The sequence below is a fragment of the Aliigemmobacter aestuarii genome, assembly GCF_004799285.1.
GTDB classification, from domain to species: Bacteria; Pseudomonadota; Alphaproteobacteria; order Rhodobacterales; family Rhodobacteraceae; genus Aliigemmobacter; species Aliigemmobacter aestuarii.
Genome location: NZ_SSND01000002.1, coordinates 190,022 through 207,185, shown reverse-complemented (window position 1 = coordinate 207,185; position 17,164 = coordinate 190,022). Strand labels below are relative to the sequence as shown.

Annotated in this window: 19 protein-coding genes; 9 read left to right on the top strand and 10 right to left on the bottom strand. The window is 66.5% G+C overall.

Annotated features, from left to right (window positions below):
- Positions 1-9: 9 nt before the first annotated feature.
- Together E7811_RS09860 and sugE are read left to right on the top strand one after the other, a co-directional pair.
- Entirely contained in the window at positions 10-969 is a 960-nt protein-coding gene (locus E7811_RS09860; protein ID WP_136394470.1) for an acetyl-CoA carboxylase carboxyltransferase subunit alpha, read from the top strand.
- Positions 966-1,280 carry a quaternary ammonium compound efflux SMR transporter SugE gene (gene sugE / locus E7811_RS09855; protein WP_136394469.1) on the top strand — a complete coding sequence of 105 codons (315 nt, stop codon included), beginning with the start codon at positions 966-968 and terminating at the stop codon, positions 1,278-1,280. The genes E7811_RS09860 and sugE overlap by 4 nt, the downstream gene beginning before the upstream one ends.
- A 25-nt stretch (positions 1,281-1,305) precedes the next feature.
- Here the strand turns inward: sugE and E7811_RS09850 are convergent, their stop codons facing one another.
- The 4 genes from E7811_RS09850 to E7811_RS09835 are packed head-to-tail and all read right to left on the bottom strand — an operon-like array spanning position 1,306 to position 4,222.
- The gene (locus tag E7811_RS09850; protein ID WP_136394468.1) at positions 1,306-1,908 is read right to left on the bottom strand and encodes an MSMEG_1061 family FMN-dependent PPOX-type flavoprotein; all 603 of its coding nucleotides are present in this window, start codon (positions 1,906-1,908) and stop codon (positions 1,306-1,308) included.
- On the bottom strand, positions 1,905-2,645 hold the full coding sequence (locus E7811_RS09845) for a lysophospholipid acyltransferase family protein (RefSeq protein WP_136394467.1): 741 nt from the start codon (positions 2,643-2,645) through the stop codon (positions 1,905-1,907). Before E7811_RS09845 ends, E7811_RS09850 begins: the two co-directional genes overlap by 4 nt.
- Before the next feature lie 3 nt (positions 2,646-2,648).
- Positions 2,649-3,521, bottom strand: a complete 873-nt coding sequence (locus E7811_RS09840; protein WP_136394728.1) for a cell division protein FtsX — start codon at positions 3,519-3,521, stop codon at positions 2,649-2,651.
- A gap of 29 nt (positions 3,522-3,550) precedes the next feature.
- Positions 3,551-4,222, bottom strand: coding sequence for a cell division ATP-binding protein FtsE (locus tag E7811_RS09835; protein ID WP_136394466.1), 672 nt, complete (start codon positions 4,220-4,222; stop codon positions 3,551-3,553).
- 163 nt (positions 4,223-4,385) lie between these two features.
- Here E7811_RS09835 and E7811_RS09830 point away from each other — a divergent pair, with 163 nt between their 5' ends.
- On the top strand, positions 4,386-5,219 hold the full coding sequence (locus tag E7811_RS09830) for a zinc-ribbon domain-containing protein (protein ID WP_136394465.1): 834 nt from the start codon (positions 4,386-4,388) through the stop codon (positions 5,217-5,219).
- An 86-nt stretch (positions 5,220-5,305) separates the two neighbouring features.
- Here E7811_RS09830 and E7811_RS09825 read toward each other — a convergent pair whose 3' ends face one another.
- The 5 genes from E7811_RS09825 to argH all read right to left on the bottom strand — a co-directional run bounded on the left by E7811_RS09825 (position 5,306) and on the right by argH (position 11,131).
- Entirely contained in the window at positions 5,306-7,849 is a 2,544-nt protein-coding gene (locus tag E7811_RS09825; RefSeq protein ID WP_136394464.1) for a TIGR02302 family protein, read from the bottom strand.
- Positions 7,850-7,879: 30 nt separating this feature from the next.
- On the bottom strand, positions 7,880-9,145 hold the full coding sequence (gene lysA / locus E7811_RS09820; RefSeq protein ID WP_136394463.1) for a diaminopimelate decarboxylase: 1,266 nt from the start codon (positions 9,143-9,145) through the stop codon (positions 7,880-7,882).
- A 67-nt stretch (positions 9,146-9,212) separates the two neighbouring features.
- Complete coding sequence (locus tag E7811_RS09815) at positions 9,213-9,452, bottom strand: hypothetical protein (RefSeq protein ID WP_136394462.1); 240 nt, start codon at positions 9,450-9,452, stop codon at positions 9,213-9,215.
- 2 nt (positions 9,453-9,454) lie between these two features.
- A complete protein-coding gene (locus tag E7811_RS17905) occupies positions 9,455-9,598 on the bottom strand; it encodes a hypothetical protein (protein WP_168732984.1) in 144 nt (47 codons plus the stop codon).
- A 117-nt stretch (positions 9,599-9,715) separates the two neighbouring features.
- Complete coding sequence (gene argH, locus E7811_RS09810; protein ID WP_136394461.1) at positions 9,716-11,131, bottom strand: argininosuccinate lyase; 1,416 nt, start codon at positions 11,129-11,131, stop codon at positions 9,716-9,718.
- Between the two features lie 21 nt (positions 11,132-11,152).
- Here argH and E7811_RS09805 point away from each other — a divergent pair, with 21 nt between their 5' ends.
- The 3 genes from E7811_RS09805 (at position 11,153) to E7811_RS09795 (ending at position 13,118) form a co-directional block, all read left to right on the top strand.
- Positions 11,153-11,701, top strand: coding sequence for a TlpA disulfide reductase family protein (locus E7811_RS09805; protein ID WP_136394460.1), 549 nt, complete (start codon positions 11,153-11,155; stop codon positions 11,699-11,701).
- Positions 11,702-11,790: 89 nt separating this feature from the next.
- Positions 11,791-12,177, top strand: a complete 387-nt coding sequence (locus tag E7811_RS09800) for a hypothetical protein (protein ID WP_136394459.1) — start codon at positions 11,791-11,793, stop codon at positions 12,175-12,177.
- Positions 12,174-13,118 carry a sterol desaturase family protein gene (locus E7811_RS09795; protein ID WP_136394458.1) on the top strand — a complete coding sequence of 315 codons (945 nt, stop codon included), beginning with the start codon at positions 12,174-12,176 and terminating at the stop codon, positions 13,116-13,118. The genes E7811_RS09800 and E7811_RS09795 overlap by 4 nt, the downstream gene beginning before the upstream one ends.
- 213 nt (positions 13,119-13,331) lie before the next feature.
- Here E7811_RS09795 and E7811_RS09790 read toward each other — a convergent pair whose 3' ends face one another.
- A complete protein-coding gene (locus tag E7811_RS09790; RefSeq protein ID WP_136394457.1) occupies positions 13,332-13,919 on the bottom strand; it encodes a DNA-3-methyladenine glycosylase I in 588 nt (195 codons plus the stop codon).
- 109 nt (positions 13,920-14,028) lie between these two features.
- Between E7811_RS09790 and E7811_RS09785 the strand changes: the two genes are divergently transcribed.
- From E7811_RS09785 to phbB, 3 genes are all read left to right on the top strand, one after another.
- The gene (locus E7811_RS09785; RefSeq protein ID WP_246020347.1) at positions 14,029-14,868 is read left to right on the top strand and encodes an EAL domain-containing protein; all 840 of its coding nucleotides are present in this window, start codon (positions 14,029-14,031) and stop codon (positions 14,866-14,868) included.
- Positions 14,869-15,033: 165 nt separating this feature from the next.
- Positions 15,034-16,209, top strand: coding sequence for an acetyl-CoA C-acetyltransferase (locus E7811_RS09780; protein ID WP_136394456.1), 1,176 nt, complete (start codon positions 15,034-15,036; stop codon positions 16,207-16,209).
- Between the two features lie 132 nt (positions 16,210-16,341).
- A complete protein-coding gene (gene phbB / locus E7811_RS09775; protein WP_136394455.1) occupies positions 16,342-17,067 on the top strand; it encodes a beta-ketoacyl-ACP reductase in 726 nt (241 codons plus the stop codon).
- Positions 17,068-17,164: the final 97 nt, after the last annotated feature.

The following is a 17,164-nucleotide window of genomic DNA, read 5'->3' as shown; positions in this document are numbered from 1 at the left end:
GGGTCCGTGATGAATTATCTGGAGTTTGAAAAGCCGCTGGCCGAAATCGAGGGCAAGGCGGAAGAACTGCGCGCCCTTGCGCGCGGCAATCCCGAGATGGACATCTCGAAAGAGGCCGAGGCGCTGGACCGCAAGGCCGAAAGCCTGCTGAAGGATCTCTACAAGGATCTGACGCCCTGGCGGAAATGTCAGGTCGCGCGCCATCCCGACCGGCCGCATTGCAAGGATTACATCGACGCGCTGTTCACCGAATACACGGCCCTGGCCGGCGACCGGAACTTTGCCGACGACCACGCGGTCATGGGCGGGCTGGCACGGTTCAACGACATGCCGGTCGTGGTGATCGGGCACGAAAAGGGAAATGACACCAAGTCCCGGATCGAACGGAACTTCGGCATGGCCCGGCCCGAAGGCTATCGCAAGGCGATCCGCCTGATGGAGTTGGCCCATCGGTTCGGCCTGCCGGTGATCACGCTTGTCGACACGCCCGGCGCCTACCCCGGCAAGGGCGCCGAGGAACGCGGCCAGGCCGAGGCGATCGCACGATCGACCCAGAAGTGCCTAGAAATCGGCGTGCCGCTGATTTCCATCATCATCGGCGAGGGTGGATCGGGCGGGGCGGTTGCCTTTGCCACGGCCGACCGGATCGCCATGCTGGAACATTCCATCTATTCGGTGATCAGCCCCGAAGGCTGCGCCTCGATCCTGTGGAAGGATGCCGAAAAGATGCGCGAGGCGGCCGAGGCGCTGCGCCTTACCGCGCAGGACCTGCAGAAGCTGGGCGTGGTGGACCGGATCGTTTCGGAGCCGGTCGGCGGGGCGCAGCGCGGCCGCAAGGAAACCATCGCCGCCGTCGGCAGCGCCATCGAGGCGATGCTGAAGGAACTGTCGGGCAAGAAGCCTGTCGATCTGGTCAAATCGCGGCGGCAGAAGTTCCTCGACATGGGGTCCAAGGGGCTGGCGGCTTGAACCCCTGGGTCATTGTCCTGATCGCAGGGCTGATGGAAACCGCCTGGGCACTGGGGCTGAAATACTCCGACGGCTTCACGCGGCTTTGGCCGAGTGTCGCAACGATCTTGGGGGCGCTGGCGTCTTTCTGGCTTTTGGCGACCGCCATGAAATCGCTGCCCGTGGGCACCGCCTACGCTGTCTGGGTGGGCATCGGCGCCGTGGGTACGGCGATTGCGGCGGTGATCCTGTTCGGCGAGCCCGCCACCCTGATGCGCGCGGCGGGCATCGGCCTGATCCTGGCCGGCATTGTCGTTCTGAAATTCGCCTGATCGAACGGAGTTGCCCGGCGCGGGGTCACCACATGGTGCGCGCCGCGCGACCGGGCCATTCGGCATCATAGGCGGTGGCGTCGATCTCGCCTTCGGTAATCTCTGCGAACATCTCGCCCACCGTCGGCAGGCCGGCAGACTGATCCGCGCCCCACAGGTCGGCGCGGATGATGGCGCGGGCGCATTGCGGATAGACATCGGCGATGGTGATCACGATCACGCATCGCGGGCGGGCATCGCCGCGCCGGAACCTGTCGCGCATCCCGTCGTCTTCGGTCAGGATCGCGCGCCCGTTCACCCGCATCGCGATGCCCGATCCGGGCACGAGGAACAAAAGGCTGACCCGACCATCGCGGACGATGTTCATCAGGCTTTCGATGCGGTCGTTGCCGTGCCAGTCGGGCAGGGCCAGCGTCCCGTCATCCAGCACCGCGACAACCGGCCCCTCGTCTCCGCGGGGGCTGCCATCGGTTCCTTCCGGGCCGACCGTCGAAAGCACGCAAAAGCGCGCGCGTTCCAGATAGGCGCGGTAGGTCGGGATCAGCCGGCTCTGCACCTTGATCTGAGCGCCGCGCCCCGGCGTGCCATAAAGCGCGGCCAGTGCCTCGGGCGTCTCGATCCGCCTCATGCGGCGCCCTTCACGCGGAACCCGGCATCCGCCATCAGGCGGTTGGAATGGGTTTCGACCTCGGTTTCCAGCCGTTCCATGAAGGCATCGTTGGATAGCCCCGGTTCGATCCGCGGCAGGAATTCGACGACCGCCGTGCCGGGTTTGCGATAGAGGCTGCGCTTCGGCCAGAAGACGCCCACATTCGTCGCCACCGGCACGCAGGGCTGTTTCAGCTGTTGGTAAAGGACGGCTGTACCCACCTTGTAGGCGCGTTTCGCGCCGGGGGCGACGCGGGTGCCCTGAGGATAGATGATCAGTTGCCCCGGGTCCTGCGCGCCGGATTTGACATCGGCCATCATCCTGGTGATCGCCGCTGCCCGCTTGCCCCGGTTCACCGGAACGCAGCCGATGCGAAGGGCATAAAGCCCCAGAACAGGCGCCCAGATCAGTTCGCGCTTCATGATGAACTTGCCGCGCGGGACGGCGGAAAAGATCATGATGATGTCGAAGAAGGATTGATGCTTGGCCGCAATCAGCACCTCGTCGGCGGGCGGCGTGCCACGCACGTCGGATTTCAGCCCGACCAGCACGCGGGCAGTGAACATCACCCAGCGACAATAGGCGTGGCAGGCGGCAAAGGCGCCCTCGCGGCTGACCACGGCCCAGGGCAGGAAGACGATCCCCAGCACCAGCATGGCCAGATACATCTGGACGATGAACAGGATCGACAGGGGCCATTGCAGGATGCGGCGCATGGGTCAGGTCAACTCTTTCAGTTTGCGGAAGGCGGCGGTGCGGGTCGCCAGGAAGGCCACAAGCGCCGCCAGCGGCGGCAGCAGCAGCGGCAGAAGCCAGCCCGCCCCGGTGAAGCCAAGGCCGGTCAGGAACCCGCCAGCCGCATCGGCCGAAGGCAAAAGGGCAACGCCGATCATCCCGGCCAAGGCGCCCGCCGCAGCACCGGCCAGGGCCCTGAGGGTAAAGCGGCGCACGAAGGCGCGGACGATATAGGCATCGCGCGCGCCCACAAGGCGCAGCACCTTGATCACCTGCGCATTCGCGGCAAGCGAGGCATTTGCCGCCAGCGTGATCATGGCCGCCATCGTGCCGCCGATCAGCAGGATCGAGGCCCATCCCAGAAGCCGCAAGCGACCCGCCGCGATCACCAGCGGGCGGCGCCAGCGCGTGTGATCGTCCAGCACCGCCCCGGGCGCTTCGGCGGCGAGCCTCTGGCGCAGCCCTTCGGCATCATAGCCGTCGTCTTCCTCGATCAGTTCGACAAGGCGTGGCACCGGCAGGCTTTCGACCGGCAGGTCGGGGCCGAACCAGGGCTCCAGCAGGGCGCGCTGTTCGTCATCGGTCAGCGCGCGGGCACTGGCAACGCCGGGCGTGGTGGCCAGGACGTCCAGCACGGCGCGGATCTGCACCTCCATCTGATCGGGCGGGGCGGCGATCCGGATCGTCGCGGTGCGGGCCAGTGCATCGGCCCAGCGATCGGCAAGCCGCCCCGAGGCCAGCGACAGCGCCAGCGCGAAGACGGCAAGGAAGGTCATCGCGCCCGCGGTGAACAGGGTCAGCCAGGCCGTGTGCCCGGTGGGCGGCACCACCCGATCGGCGTGGCGGTCGGCGTGCATCAGATCGGACAGAAGGGTGCGAAAGCGTGTCACAGGTCGGCCCCCGCAAGCTGGATGCGGCGATTGCGGATGCGCAGCACACGGGCGGCGACCTGCGCCTTGGCCTGGCGGATCAGGTTCAGGTCGTGCGTGGCGACAAGGATCGTCTTGCCCATCCGGTTCAGTTCCACCAGCAGCGTCAGCAAGCGCAGCGACATTTCCCAGTCAAGGTTGCCGGTGGGTTCGTCGGCAAGGATCACGTCGGGCGACATGATGACCGCCCGCGCCAGCGCCGCGCGCTGCCGTTCGCCACCGGAAAGCGAGGGCGGCAGGGCATCGGCCAGATCCGCAAGCCCGACCCATTGCAGCAGGTCCGTCAGGTCGCGGACATCGGGTTCGCGGTTCGAGACCGTCAGGGGCAGGGTCACATTCGTGGCCAAGGGCAGGTGATCGAGGAACTGGCAATCCTGATGCACCACCCCGATCCGGCGGCGGGTGTGGGCGATGTCGTCACGGCTCAATCCGCGCACGTCGCGGTCGAACAGCGCCACACGGCCGGCCGTGGGCAGAAGTTCCGCATAGCAGAGCTTCAGGAAGGTGGTCTTGCCGGCACCCGAAGGCCCAGTCAGAAAGTGGAAAGACCCCGGCGCCAGCCGAAGCGAGATTTCCGACAGCAGTTCTCCGCCGCCGTAGTTGTAGGCGACGTTGTCGAAAGCGATCACAGCACACCCTTCTGAGGCCCGAACATGGCGCACACCATTGCCCAGCACGCCGCCCGATTCAATGCGCATCGGGACGCCCGTAGCGACAAAGGCTTGGACAGAACGGACATCGTTGCTACAAAGTCAGCGAGGCGGGCGCCCTAGGCGATTGAAGGCAGATGAAATGCGGCTGATTTGCCCGAACTGCGATGCTCAGTACGAGGTGGCCGAGGATGCCATTCCTCCGGGCGGTCGCGATGTGCAATGTTCGAACTGCGGGCATGCCTGGTATCAGGTCCGGCCGGAAGAAATCGAGGATGAACAGCGCCAGGATGCGCTTTTCGATCCGCCCGAACCCATGCCCGAACCCGACGACATGGGCCAGGAGCCCGAGAAGGCCGGAGCCTGGGCAGACGCGACTGATACCGATGAAGAGGATGCCGCGGCCTTTGACGCGCCCGAGCCTATGAAGCGCCGGGCGATCGACGAGGCCGTCATGGATGTGCTGCGCGAGGAGGCCGAGCGCGAGGTTGCGGCCCGCCGCGCCGAAGCCCCCGCCCCGCTGGAAAGCCAGCCCGACCTGGGGCTCGAGGCCGCCGCGCCCGCGCTTTCGCCTGCGGCCCGCCGGATCGCACAGATGAAGGGTGTCGAGCCCGAACCGCCGCCGCCGCCGCGCCCGGCGGGGCCGCCCCCCAAGGGGCGTGACCTTCTGCCCGATATCGAAGAGATCAATTCAACGCTCGATCCGGATGACGACCGGCGGGGCGTTTCTGCCGATGACCTGCCGCAGCCGCAGAAGGTGCGGGGCCAGGGGGGCGGTTTCCGCACCGGGTTCTCGCTGGTGGTGACGCTGGCCGTGCTGGCCGTGGTGCTTTATGTCATCGCGCCGCGCCTGTCGCAGCAGATCCCCGGACTGGCCGGGACGCTGGAAGGCTATGTGGCCTTTGTCGACGGGCTTCGCCTGTGGCTGAGCGGGCTGCTTGATACTGCGGCAACCACTGTGCAGGGCAACGGCTGAGCAAGGCAACGGCTGATCCGGCCTGACCGAAGCCGGTTGTCGGTCGCCAAGCCGGGGCGGGATGACGCCGCGCCCCTTCCCATTCGTCAGAACAGGTCGAGCAGGCGGCGCAGGTAGTCGCGTTCGCTTTCCGGACGGGCCTGTTCGCCCGAACGGCGGCGGATTTCATCCAGAAGGTCCTGCGCCCGGCGATAGACGTCCTCGCCCTGGAGCATGTTGCGATCCGAACCGATGCGGCCCATTTCGCCCAGCTCGCGCCCCAGCGGGTCGCGCTGGCTGTTGGGGTCGGCGCGGCCGAACGCCTCGCCCTGATCGGCCTGCCCCTGCTGCTGGCGTTCCTCGGCCATCGCCTCGCCAAAGTCGCGCAGGCCTTCGCGCAGGGCTTCCATCGCTTCTGCCTGCCGGTCCAGCGCGCCCGACAGATCGCCGTCGCGCAGGGCGCGTTCGGCATCCTCCATCGCGCGCCCGGCCCGGTCCAGCGCATCGCGCCCGCGTTCGCCGGCGTCGCTGCCCTGACCGGGCAGCGCATCAGGGTTCACCCCGCGCAACTGGTTCCGCAGGTCGCGCTGGCGTTCGGCAAGGCTGCGCCCGTCGCTGCCCTGACCCTGCTGGTCGCCTTGCTGCGGGCCGCCGGGCTGGTTCTGGCCCTGCTGGTTGCCCTGACCCTGCTGACCCTGCTGGTTCTGCCCCTGCTGGCCGTTGAACTGTTCCTGCAGCTCCTGGAAGCTATCGTCCGACAGGCCTTGCTGATCGCGCAGCGTATCCTGCAGGTCGCGCATGGCCTGACTGCCGGGGCCGCCCTGCCCGCCCTGGCCTTCGGTGACCTGCATGTTTTCCATCAGCTGCCGCAGCATTTCCATCAGCTCGGCGGCCTCGGCCATGCGGCCTTCTTCCATCAGCTTCTGCAACTCGTCCAGCATCTGCTGCAACTGGTCGCCGGTCATTTCCATGCCTTCAAGGTTCTGCGACATTTCCCGGTCCGGGTTACGCTGCGCCTCTTCGGCAAGTTCCTGCATGTAGTCGTTCAGCGCCTCGCGCAGTTCCTGCATCAGTTCTTCGATCTCGGACGGATCGGCGCCGTTGCGGATCGCCTCGTCCAGGCGGTCCTGCGCGCGTTGCAGGCGCTGGCGGGCGCTTTCCAGATCGCCCTCCTCGACCATCAGCGCGATTTCCCAAAGCTGGGCCGCGAATTCGTCGCGCATCTCGGGGGTCAGGGCGGCGGCCTCGGCCTCCATCCGGCGCATCAGCACCTTCAGCCGCAGGAAGGCGCGTTCGTTGCGGATCAGATCCTCGGGCCGGTTCGTCACGGCCTTCAGGATCTGCACCGACCGGTCGATGTTTTCCCGGTTCCACAGCAGATCGCGGCGCATCTCGATCAGGGCGGCGGCCAGCGGATCAAAGAAGCGCTTGCCGGGCAGAACGACCGAAAGCGCCGCCGACTCGCCGGTCTGGCCCGCCGCATCGTCCACCAAAAGCCGGATCTGGACCGGCAGGTTGGCGAAGGGATGTTCCGACAGGTCCTCGATCAGGTTTTCCGAGAACTCGGCACGGTTGCCGGTGATCGGAAGCGGCAGGTCCAGCGTGACCGCCTCGCGCGGTTCCGGCGCGATCTGAAGCCCGAAGCGGCGATCGACCGCAGCCAGATCAAGCGTGATGACGGCACGCCCGCCCGTCACGCCATAGTCGTCCTGCGCCGTGAAGGGCAGTTTCATCATCCCCTCGGCTTCGCGGCTGACCTCGCCGCTGGCAGTGACCTTGGGGCCGCGATCGGCCAGAGCCACGACCTGCCATTCGCGCCCGCCGGGGCCGTCGATGGCCAGACGCCCCGATTGCGTGATCTGGAAATCCTGCGCGGGGGCGGTGGCGTCATGGTCGGGCGGCAGGGCGCGCCCCGACACGCCTTCGGCCACCGCAAGCGCGCCCACCTCGCCGTAGAGCCGAAGCTGGACCTGGCTGCCCTGCGGCACTTCCAGATCGGGCAGGGTGATGTCGTTGAGGTAAAGCGCGGGCTTGCCCGTATAACCGGGCGGCTGCACCCAGCCTTCCCAGCTTGGCCCGCCGACCATCGCCTCGGCCCGGCCGGGGGCCATGTCGGCCACGCTGGCCACCCGCCAGACAGAGCCGAAGACCAGCGCCACGGCCAGCGCCGTCAGCGCGACATAGCGCAGCGCGAAGGGATCGCGCGGGGCAAGGGCCGGATCGGGCCGCACGGCGCGCGCATCCTTCAGCCGGTCGGCCATGCGCAGACGGTGCGCCCGCCATACCGCCGCCGATGCCGGATCGTCGGTGCCTATCGCCTGCCTGTCGCGCAGCGCGGCAAGGGGGTTGCCGGGCATGGCGGCATCGAGGCGGTCAACCGCCTCTCGCGGGGTCGGCCGGCGGAACCTGCGCGCGCCGACGAAGCCCGTCCCAAGCGCAAGAAGAAGGGCAAGGCCAAGCCCGGTCCAGACCGCCTCGAGCGGCAGGAAATCCTGCACCCCAAGAAGAAGCGCCGCCAGCGTCAGCGCAAGAGTCGTCCACAGCGGCCAGAATGCCCGCGCGATCCGTTCGGCCCAAAGCCCGGCATAGGTCAGCCGGAGGGGCCAGCGGAGCCTTTCCAGATCGTCCGAGATGTCGCGCGTTTCGGTCATCCGCCCTGCCGATTCCGGCCCGACGTCAGGTCAGAGCCATTCGGGGATGGTATCGCGCCTGAGGATTTCGTCAAACGTCGGTCTGGCCCGGATGACCGCAAAGTGATCGCCCTTCACCAGAACCTCGGGGATCAGCGGGCGGCTGTTGTATTCGCTGGCCATCACCGCGCCATAGGCCCCGGCCGACCGGAACGCGACAAGGTCGCCTTCGACCATCGCAGGCAGCGGGCGGCCCTTGGCGAAGGTGTCGCCCGTCTCGCAGACCGGGCCGACCACGTCATAAGGCTGCGCCTCGGTTCCGGCGGCGGGTTCGATGACCGGAACGATATCATGATGTGCGCCATACATCGACGGGCGGACCAGATCGTTCATCGCGGCGTCGAGGATCAGGAAATCGCGGCCCTCGCCATGCTTCACATAGATCACGCGCGACACGAGGATCCCCGCGTTGCCGGAAATCAGCCGCCCCGGCTCGATCTCGATCTCGCAGCCCAGATGTCCCACGGTGCGCTTGATCAGCGCGCCGTAATCGGTGGGCAGGGGCGGGGCTTCGTTCGACCGGGTGTAGGGGATGCCAAGGCCGCCGCCCAAATCCAGCCGTTCGATGGCGTGGCCGTCGGCGCGCAGGGTTTCGGTCAGCGCGGCCACCTTGCGATAGGCCTGCTCGAAGGGGGCAAGTTCGGTCAGCTGGCTGCCGATGTGCACGTCGATCCCCACGACACGCAGGCCGGGCAGGGCCGCGGCCTCGGCATACACCTCGCGCGCGCGGGCGATCGGGATGCCGAACTTGTTTTCCGATTTGCCTGTGGCGATCTTCTCGTGAGTCTTCGCGTCCACGTCCGGGTTCACCCGGATGGTGATCGGGGCGATCTTGCCCAGAGAAACCGCCACCTCGGACAGCGCCCGCATCTCGGGTTCGCTTTCCACGTTGAACTGGCGGATGCCGCCTTCCAGCGCCAGCCGCATTTCCTCGCGCGTCTTGCCGACGCCGGAAAAGACGATCCTCTCGCCCGGCACGCCCGCCGCCCGTGCCCGCAGGTATTCGCCTGCCGAGACCACATCCATCCCCGCGCCAAGGCTGCCCAGATGTTTCAGCACGGCAAGGTTCGACAGCGACTTGATCGCAAAGCATACCAGATGCGGCAGGGGCGAAAGCGCCTCGGTGAAGAGGTGATAGTGGCGCGTCAGCGTGGCGGTGGAATAGCAGTAGAACGGCGTGCCCACGGTCGCCGCGATATCGGGAAGCGCCACATCCTCGGCATGAAGGATGCCGTCACGATACAGGAAATGATCCATGGGCGCGCCTCTTTCGACCTTTGCCGCCCGCTATATCACAGGCGGCAGGGCGCGCAATCGGCCTGCCCTAAAGCGAGGCGCCCACGTTCACCCCGCCCACATTGGTGCCCACCGAGGCGCCGCCGGGCGTCACGCCGACATTCGCGCCGCCAACGTTGGTCGTCACGCGCGGCACCAGCCGCACGCCGTTCGGGCCGATGCCGACGCCCACGCCCAGTTGCGGGGTGGCGGGATCGGTGGGCGTGCAGGCCGCAAGCGCCGTGGCGCAGGCCAGTGCGGAAAGCGTGAGGAACGGGGTGCGCGACATTTTCAGTTCCCTCCGGCGATACCGATGCGGGCCAGGCCCGAAATCGTGATGCCCGGCTCGTCGGCCGGGGGTTGCGGGGGCGCATCCGCCCCGCAGGCCGCGACAAGCGCCGCCAGGCTCAGAAGGAAAACGGTCGGTCGGATCATGGATCATCCCTTGTGCTTGCGTGGTCCCCGCAGCGCCATCTGATAGCATGAGCCGGCTGGGGGAAAGCGGGGATTTGCGCCCCGTCCTTCCCCCTAAACCAAAGTTCAGGCCAAAGTTCAGGCCAGCGCGGCCTTCCAGCGGGCGATCTGTTCGCGCACACGGTCGGGCGCGGTGCCGCCATAGGACCGCCGCGACCGGACCGAGTTTTCAACCCCCAGCACGTCAAACACATCGGCGCGGATGCCCGCGTGGACACCCTGCATGTCGGACAGCGTCAGGTCGGGCAGGTCGCACCCCTTGCCCTCGGCCAAAGCCACCAGCGTGCCGGTGACGTGATGCGCCTCGCGGAAGGGCAGGCCAAGTTCGCGCACCAGCCAGTCGGCGAGGTCCGTCGCGGTGGAAAAGCCCGACGCCGCCGCCTCGGCCAGAACCGCGCGGTTTGCCGTCATGTCGGCCACCATTCCGGTCATCGCGGCCAGACCCAGCATCAGGTTGTCGGCCGCGTCAAAGACCTGTTCCTTGTCTTCCTGCATGTCCTTGGAATAGGTCAGCGCGAGCCCCTTCATCACCGTGAACAGCGCAACGGTGGCACCAAGGATGCGACCGAGCTTGGCCCGCAACAGTTCGGCCGCATCGGGGTTCTTCTTCTGGGGCATGATGCTGCTGCCGGTGGTCCACTTGTCGGACAGGCGGACGAACCGGAACTGGGCCGAGGACCAGATCACCAGTTCCTCGGCAAAGCGCGACAGGTGCATCGCGCAGATCGACGCCGCCGACAGGAATTCCAGCGCGAAATCCCGGTCGGATACCGAATCAAGGCTGTTGGCCGTGGGCCGGTCGAACCCAAGCGCCTCGGCCGTCATGTGACGGTCGATCGGGAAGGATGTCCCAGCCAGCGCCGCCGCGCCAAGGGGGCATTCGTTCATCCGGGCGCGGGCATCCAGAAAACGGCCCCGGTCGCGGGCCAGCATCTCGACATACGCCATCATGTGATGGCCCCATGTCACCGGCTGGGCGGTTTGCAGATGGGTGAAGCCCGGCATCACCCAGTCTGCGCCCGCCTCGGCCTGGGCGAGGAAGGCGCGCATCAGCGCCTCGATCCCCTGCGCGGCGGCATCGCATTGATCGCGAACCCACAGCCGGAAATCGACGGCCACCTGATCGTTCCTCGACCGCGCCGTGTGCAGCCGCCCGGCGGGTTCGCCGATCACCTCTTTCAGCCGGGCTTCGACATTCATGTGGATGTCTTCCAGTTCGACCCGGAAGGGGAAGCCGCCTGTTTCGATCTCTGACAAGACCGTGAGCAGACCTTCCCCTATCGCCTCGGCATCCTTATTGCTCAGGATACCCGTCGCCGCCAGCATCGCGGCATGGGCCCGGCTGCCCCGGATGTCCTGGGCGTAAAGCCGCCGGTCGAACCCGATCGAGGCGTTGATCGCCTGCATGATCGCGTCCGGCCCGTCGGCAAAGCGCCCGCCCCACATGGCATTGGCCTGTGCGGCGATTGAAGGGGATTGGGGCTGGTCGGTCATGATGCGGCCTTCGGAGGTAACATGCTGCGGTCTGGTCTTGCCGTTCTTTATACGGCCCTGATGTTCGGTGCAAACCCGGCTGCCGCCGATGTGGCCGCCGCCGATGCCTTGCGCGACGGCGACATGAAGAAACTGGCCTTTGCGGCGGCCGCCGAAATTCCGCAGGCCGCGCTGCTGACGCTTGATGACCAACCCGCATCCTTGTCGGACTACGGCGGGAAATGGGTGTTGGTGAATTTCTGGGCCACATGGTGCCCGCCCTGCCGCAAGGAAATGCCGGGACTCGACCGGTTGCAGGCCGAGATGGGCGACAGGCTTTCGGTCGTGACCGTGGCCACCGGTCGCAACCCGGTGCCCGCGATCCGCAAGTTCTGGGACGAGGCGGGCATCGAAAACCTTCCCGTCCTGCGCGACCCAGGTTCGGAACTGGCGCGCGGCATGGGTGTGATGGGCCTGCCCGTGACCGTCATCCTGAACCCGGAGGGTCAGGAAGTCGGTCGGCTGATCGGCGATGCGGAATGGGATTCACCCGAGGCGATCGCGGTCCTGACCGCCCTGACCGGCAACTGACCCCGCCAACCGGCCGGGGATGACGCCACGGCGCGATTGACGCAGGCGTGTGGTTCGGCATGCTTCCAGACGGGGGAAGGATCGGGCTCATGCCGCTGGAATGGCTTGTCAGTCTTGTGCTGGGCGGGATCGGCGGCGCCGCGCTGCTGACCTGGGCGTTGGGCTGGTCGCGTCCGTTCCGGATCGGCGACGAGGCAACGGCGCGCGCCGAATGGCTGCGGCACTGGCCCGATGACAGGGTCGAGACGGTGCACCTCGCGCCCGACGGGCGGGCCGCGCTGGTGCTGACCGGACGCGGCCGGGGGCTGCTTCGGTCTTTCGGGGCCGACACGGTCGCCCATTACATCCGCGACGCCAAGGCCACGGACACCGTGCTTTCCCTCGATTTCGGCGACTTCGGCAGCCCGCCCGCCCGGCTGCGCCTCGACGCCGGCACGCTTGCCCTGTGGATCCGCGCATTGAAGGACCGGCCATGACCGACATGCTGACATATCCCGACGTGGTGCTTCTGGCCGTGCCCGCCTTCATCGCGCTGATCCTGGCCGAGATCCTGTTCATCTGGTGGCAGGGCCGCGGCGGCCGCTACGAGACACGCGACGCTGTGACCTCGCTGGTCATGGGGGCGGGGAATGTGGTGGAAACGCTGCTTCTGGGCTTTGTCGCCTATGGGGTGATGATGGCGTTGTGGCAGGTCGCGCCCTTCGATCTGGGCACATCCTGGTGGGTGGTGGCGCTGTGCTTCGTGCTGGACGACCTGCGCTATTACTGGGTGCACCGGATCGGGCACCGCTCGCGCTGGGTCTGGGCCAGCCACGTCAACCACCATTCCAGCCAGCACTACAACCTGACCACCGCGCTGCGCCAGACATGGACCGGAACCTTCACCTTCATGTTCGTGCTGAGAATGCCGCTGGTCCTTGTCGGGTTCCATCCGGCGATGATCCTCTTCGTCGGCGGCCTCAACCTGATCTATCAGTTCTGGATCCATACCGAGGCGATCGGGCGCATGCCGCGCTGGTTCGAGGCGGTGATGAACACGCCCTCGCACCACCGCGTCCACCACGGCCGCAATGCCCGCTATCTGGACGCCAATTATGCGGGCGTCTTCATCATCTGGGACAAGCTGTTCGGGACCTTCGTGCCGGAACTGGAGGACGAGAAACCCGAATACGGGCTGGTCCACAATCTGGGCACATTCAACCCGCTGCGCGTGGCCTTTCACGAATGGGTCGGCATCTGGAAGGACGTGACCCAGCCCGGGATCGGCTGGCGCGAGCGGTTGATGTATGCCTTCGCCCCGCCGGGGTGGAGCCATGACGGAAGCCGCGAAACCTCGGAGGGGATCAAGCGCAGGCACCTGGCCCGGAACCCGCATCTTCGCGGCACACCCGGTCTTGACGACCGCTCCGGGCGCTGACCCTTTCTGCGGAAAAGGGGGCTTTCCGCCCCCTCGCCGCCTCTGGCGGCTCACCCCCGAGGATATTTGCGCCAAAGTGAAGCAGGTTTGACTCAAATTGTCGTTCAACCTGACAAAAATACCCTCGGGGGGGTGAATTTGGCGCAGCCAAAGAGGGGGGCAGACAGCCCCCCTTTCCCGTCCCCGTTTCCGCCCGATGCCCGGGGGGCAACGTCAGCGGTGGCGATCCGCTCTCGCGACCTCGGCGTGGCGCGGGCAGGTGACGAGGTGATCGTTCACCATGCCGGTAGCCTGCATGAAGGCATAGACGATCGTCGGGCCGCAGAAGGTGAATCCTTCCTGCTTCAGCGCCTTCGATATCTTCTGCGACATTGGCGTCTCCGCCGGCACCTCGGCTATGCTGCGCGCGTGGTTCGTCACCACCCGGCCCTCCTGGAAGCTCCAGAGGAAATCTGCAAAGCCCTGCCGTTCCTCGATCCGGCACCACGCCTGCGCGCTGCGGATCGTGCCTTCGATCTTGCCACGATGGCGCACGATGCCCGGATCGGCCAGAAGGCGGGCCACGTCGGCGTCGCCCCAGCCCGCGATCACCTGCGGCTCGAACCCCTCGAAGGCCGCGCGGAAGCCATCGCGCTTGCGCAGGATGGTGATCCAGGCAAGGCCCGCCTGAAAGCCGTCTAGGATCAGCTTTTCCCAAAGCGCGCGCCCGTCCCGTTCGGGCACACCCCATTCCGTGTCGTGATAGGCCACATAAAGCGGGTCCGTCCCGCACCACGGGCAGCGCCCGGTCAAGTCCTGCATCGTCTGGCCTCGCGTATCGAAAATTAGAACAAAATGCGAATCTTCATCCGGTGTTTACCCGCAGGCGTGAAGCCTGTCGACGCATTCGGCGGATCGGGGGCGATGCGGCATGACGCAGGACATGGCACAGCGGCGGCGCGGGTTGCACGCGGCGGATCAGGATCCGCTGTCGTTTGTCGCGCGCGACCAGGATCGCCGGACCATCGCGATGGTGCGCGCCGCGCTGGAAACGCGGCGCCTGCGGCTGGCCTTCCAGCCGATCGTGCTGGCGCGCGATGTCGAACGCATCGCCTTTTACGAAGGGTTGATCCGCGTGATGGACGAAAAGGGCCGGGTGATTCCCGCGCGCGATTTCATGGCGGCGATCGAAACCCTCGATCTGGGGCGGCTGGTCGATTGCGCCTCGCTCGAGATGGGGTTGCGGACGCTGCACCGCCACCCCGACATCCGGCTGGCAATCAACATGTCGGCCCGGTCCATCGGCTACCCGCGCTGGATGCAGGTCCTGAAGAAGGGGCTGGCGCTGTCACCCACGATCGGGGAGCGGCTGATCCTCGAGATCACCGAGGCCAGCGCCATGACGGTGCCGGAACTGGTGGTGGAGTTCATGGACAGCCTGCAGCGCGAGGGCATCGCCTTTGCGCTGGACGATTTCGGCGCCGGGTTCACCGCATTCCGATATTTCCGCGATTTCCAGTTCGATATCGTCAAGATCGACGGCCAGTTCATCCGCAACATTCACAGCGACCCGGACAATCAGGTTCTGGCGGCCGCGCTGATCAGCATCGCGCGCCAGTTCAACATGTTCACCGTCGCCGAGGCGGTCGAGACGGCCGAGGAGGCGCGGCACCTGCAGGCCTCCGGGGTCGACTGCATGCAGGGGTATCTGTTCGGCGCACCGACGGTGTTTCCCGGTTTCGCCGCGCCGGTCGAACGCCGGCAGGCCTGATGCGGGCCTTGTTCGGGCCGTGCGCTGCCCCCGGGTACGGCATTTTCCACCCTCGGACGGGCCTGTTTGCGCAATCTTCTTGCGCTTTGCTGCGTCGCAGCTTAGGCCGAAGTCAGAGCGGCAGAGGCCCCCTCTGCCTGCACTGGCCAAGGGAGAGGACCCACCATGACCAATGTCGTAATCGTCTCGGCCGCACGCACCGCCGTCGGCAGCTTCAATGGTGCTTTTGCCAACACCCCCGCCCATGATCTGGGCGCCGCCGTGATCGAGGCGGTCGTCGCCCGCGCAGGCGTGGACAAGGCGGAAGTGTCGGAAACCATCCTCGGCCAGGTTCTGACCGCCGGGCAGGGCCAGAACCCCGCGCGTCAGGCGCATATCAAGGCCGGCCTGCCGAAGGAATCGAGCGCCTGGTCGATCAACCAGGTCTGCGGCTCGGGCCTGCGCACCGTGGCGCTTGGCGCCCAGCATGTGCAACTGGGCGACGCGGCCATCGTTGTCGCGGGCGGGCAGGAAAACATGTCGCTGTCGCCCCACGTCGCGCATCTGCGCGCGGGTCACAAGATGGGCGATATGAAGTTCATCGATTCGATGATCAAGGACGGGCTGTGGGATGCCTTCAATGGCTATCACATGGGCCAGACCGCCGAGAATGTCGCGAACCAGTGGCAGATTTCCCGCGACATGCAGGACGCTTTTGCGCTGGCCAGCCAGAACAAGGCCGAAGCCGCCCAGAAGGCCGGCAAGTTCGTGGACGAGATCGTGCCCTTCGTGATCTCGACCCGCAAGGGCGACATCACCGTGGATGCCGACGAATACATCCGCCACGGCGCCACGCTGGACAGCATGGCCAAGCTGAAGCCCGCCTTCACCAAGGAAGGGTCGGTCACTGCGGGCAACGCCAGCGGCATCAACGATGGTGCGGCGGCCGTCCTCTTGATGACCGCGGACGAGGCCGAGCGTCGCGGCCTGACGCCGCTGGCGCGCATCGCATCTTATGCGACGGCGGGGCTTGACCCTTCGATTATGGGCGTCGGCCCGATCCATGCCAGCCGCAAGGCGCTGGACAAGGCCGGCTGGAAGGTGGGCGACCTCGATCTGGTTGAGGCGAACGAGGCCTTTGCCGCACAGGCCTGCGCGGTGAACAAGGACATGGGTTGGGACCCGTCGATCGTGAACGTGAACGGTGGCGCCATCGCCATCGGCCACCCGATCGGCGCCTCGGGCTGCCGCATCCTGAACACGCTGCTGTTCGAAATGCAGCGCCGCTCGGCCAAGCGCGGTCTTGCCACGCTGTGCATCGGCGGGGGCATGGGCGTGGCGATGTGCCTTGAACGTCCCTGATAGCGCCACCGTCCGCCGCTAACGGCGACGAAATATTGCTGCAAGTGCAAAAAAGTGGGCGCAATAATGTTGCGCCCACTTTTTCATTTCGGTAACACCATTTCAAACGAAGTCTCTTTTGGAGGAGGAATCATGGGAAGAGTTGCTTTGGTCACGGGCGGGTCGCGCGGCATCGGTGCCGCGATCTCGATCGCGCTGAAGGCTGCGGGCTTCAAGGTCGCCGCCAATTACGCCGGCAATGACGAGGCCGCCGCCGCCTTCACCAAGGAGACGGGCATCCCGACCTACAAGTGGTCGGTCGCCGATTACGACGCCTGCGCCGCGGGCATCGCCAAGGTCGAGGCCGATCTGGGCCCGGTCGAGGTTCTGGTGAACAACGCGGGCATCACCCGTGATGCCATGTTCCACAAGATGACGCCGCAGCAGTGGAAAGAGGTGATCGACACCAACCTGACGGGCCTGTTCAACATGACCCATCCGCTGTGGTCGGGCATGCGCGACCGCAAGTTCGGCCGGATCGTCAACATCAGCTCGATCAACGGCCAGAAGGGGCAGGCGGGGCAGGCGAACTATTCCGCGGCCAAGTCGGGCGACCTTGGGTTCACCAAGGCGCTGGCGCAGGAAGGCGCCCGTGCAGGCATCACCGTGAACGCGATCTGCCCCGGCTACATCGGCACCGAGATGGTCCGCGCCATCGACGAAAAGGTCCTGGCCGAACGCATCATCCCGCAGATCCCTGTGGGCCGCCTGGGCGAGCCCGAGGAAATCGCGCGCTGCGTGGTGTTCCTGGCCGCGGACGACGCGGGCTTCATCACCGGCTCGACGATCAGCGCGAACGGCGGTCAGTTCTTCGTCTGATCCGCACCGGCGGAACTGACAGGCGGAAATAACCGGCAGAAACGGCCGGCTGAAATGGCAGGGCCCCGGACAGATGTCCGGGGCTTTCGCTTTTACG

What these genes read in the sequence shown, in the direction of transcription:
- E7811_RS09860 (WP_136394470.1), top strand. Translation starts at nt 10, where the DNA reads ATGAATTATCTGGAGTTTGAAAAGCCGCTGGCCGAAATCGAGGGCAAG.
- E7811_RS09850 (WP_136394468.1), bottom strand. Translation starts at nt 1,908, where the DNA reads ATGAGGCGGATCGAGACGCCCGAGGCACTGGCCGCGCTTTATGGCACG.
- E7811_RS09845 (WP_136394467.1), bottom strand. Translation starts at nt 2,645, where the DNA reads ATGCGCCGCATCCTGCAATGGCCCCTGTCGATCCTGTTCATCGTCCAG.
- E7811_RS09840 (WP_136394728.1), bottom strand. Translation starts at nt 3,521, where the DNA reads ATGCACGCCGACCGCCACGCCGATCGGGTGGTGCCGCCCACCGGGCAC.
- E7811_RS09830 (WP_136394465.1), top strand. Translation starts at nt 4,386, where the DNA reads ATGCGGCTGATTTGCCCGAACTGCGATGCTCAGTACGAGGTGGCCGAG.
- E7811_RS09825 (WP_136394464.1), bottom strand. Translation starts at nt 7,849, where the DNA reads ATGACCGAAACGCGCGACATCTCGGACGATCTGGAAAGGCTCCGCTGG.
- lysA (WP_136394463.1), bottom strand. Translation starts at nt 9,145, where the DNA reads ATGGATCATTTCCTGTATCGTGACGGCATCCTTCATGCCGAGGATGTG.
- E7811_RS09815 (WP_136394462.1), bottom strand. Translation starts at nt 9,452, where the DNA reads ATGTCGCGCACCCCGTTCCTCACGCTTTCCGCACTGGCCTGCGCCACG.
- E7811_RS17905 (WP_168732984.1), bottom strand. Translation starts at nt 9,598, where the DNA reads ATGATCCGACCGACCGTTTTCCTTCTGAGCCTGGCGGCGCTTGTCGCG.
- argH (WP_136394461.1), bottom strand. Translation starts at nt 11,131, where the DNA reads ATGACCGACCAGCCCCAATCCCCTTCAATCGCCGCACAGGCCAATGCC.
- E7811_RS09805 (WP_136394460.1), top strand. Translation starts at nt 11,153, where the DNA reads ATGCTGCGGTCTGGTCTTGCCGTTCTTTATACGGCCCTGATGTTCGGT.
- E7811_RS09800 (WP_136394459.1), top strand. Translation starts at nt 11,791, where the DNA reads ATGCCGCTGGAATGGCTTGTCAGTCTTGTGCTGGGCGGGATCGGCGGC.
- E7811_RS09795 (WP_136394458.1), top strand. Translation starts at nt 12,174, where the DNA reads ATGACCGACATGCTGACATATCCCGACGTGGTGCTTCTGGCCGTGCCC.
- E7811_RS09790 (WP_136394457.1), bottom strand. Translation starts at nt 13,919, where the DNA reads ATGCAGGACTTGACCGGGCGCTGCCCGTGGTGCGGGACGGACCCGCTT.
- E7811_RS09785 (WP_246020347.1), top strand. Translation starts at nt 14,029, where the DNA reads ATGACGCAGGACATGGCACAGCGGCGGCGCGGGTTGCACGCGGCGGAT.
- E7811_RS09780 (WP_136394456.1), top strand. Translation starts at nt 15,034, where the DNA reads ATGACCAATGTCGTAATCGTCTCGGCCGCACGCACCGCCGTCGGCAGC.
- phbB (WP_136394455.1), top strand. Translation starts at nt 16,342, where the DNA reads ATGGGAAGAGTTGCTTTGGTCACGGGCGGGTCGCGCGGCATCGGTGCC.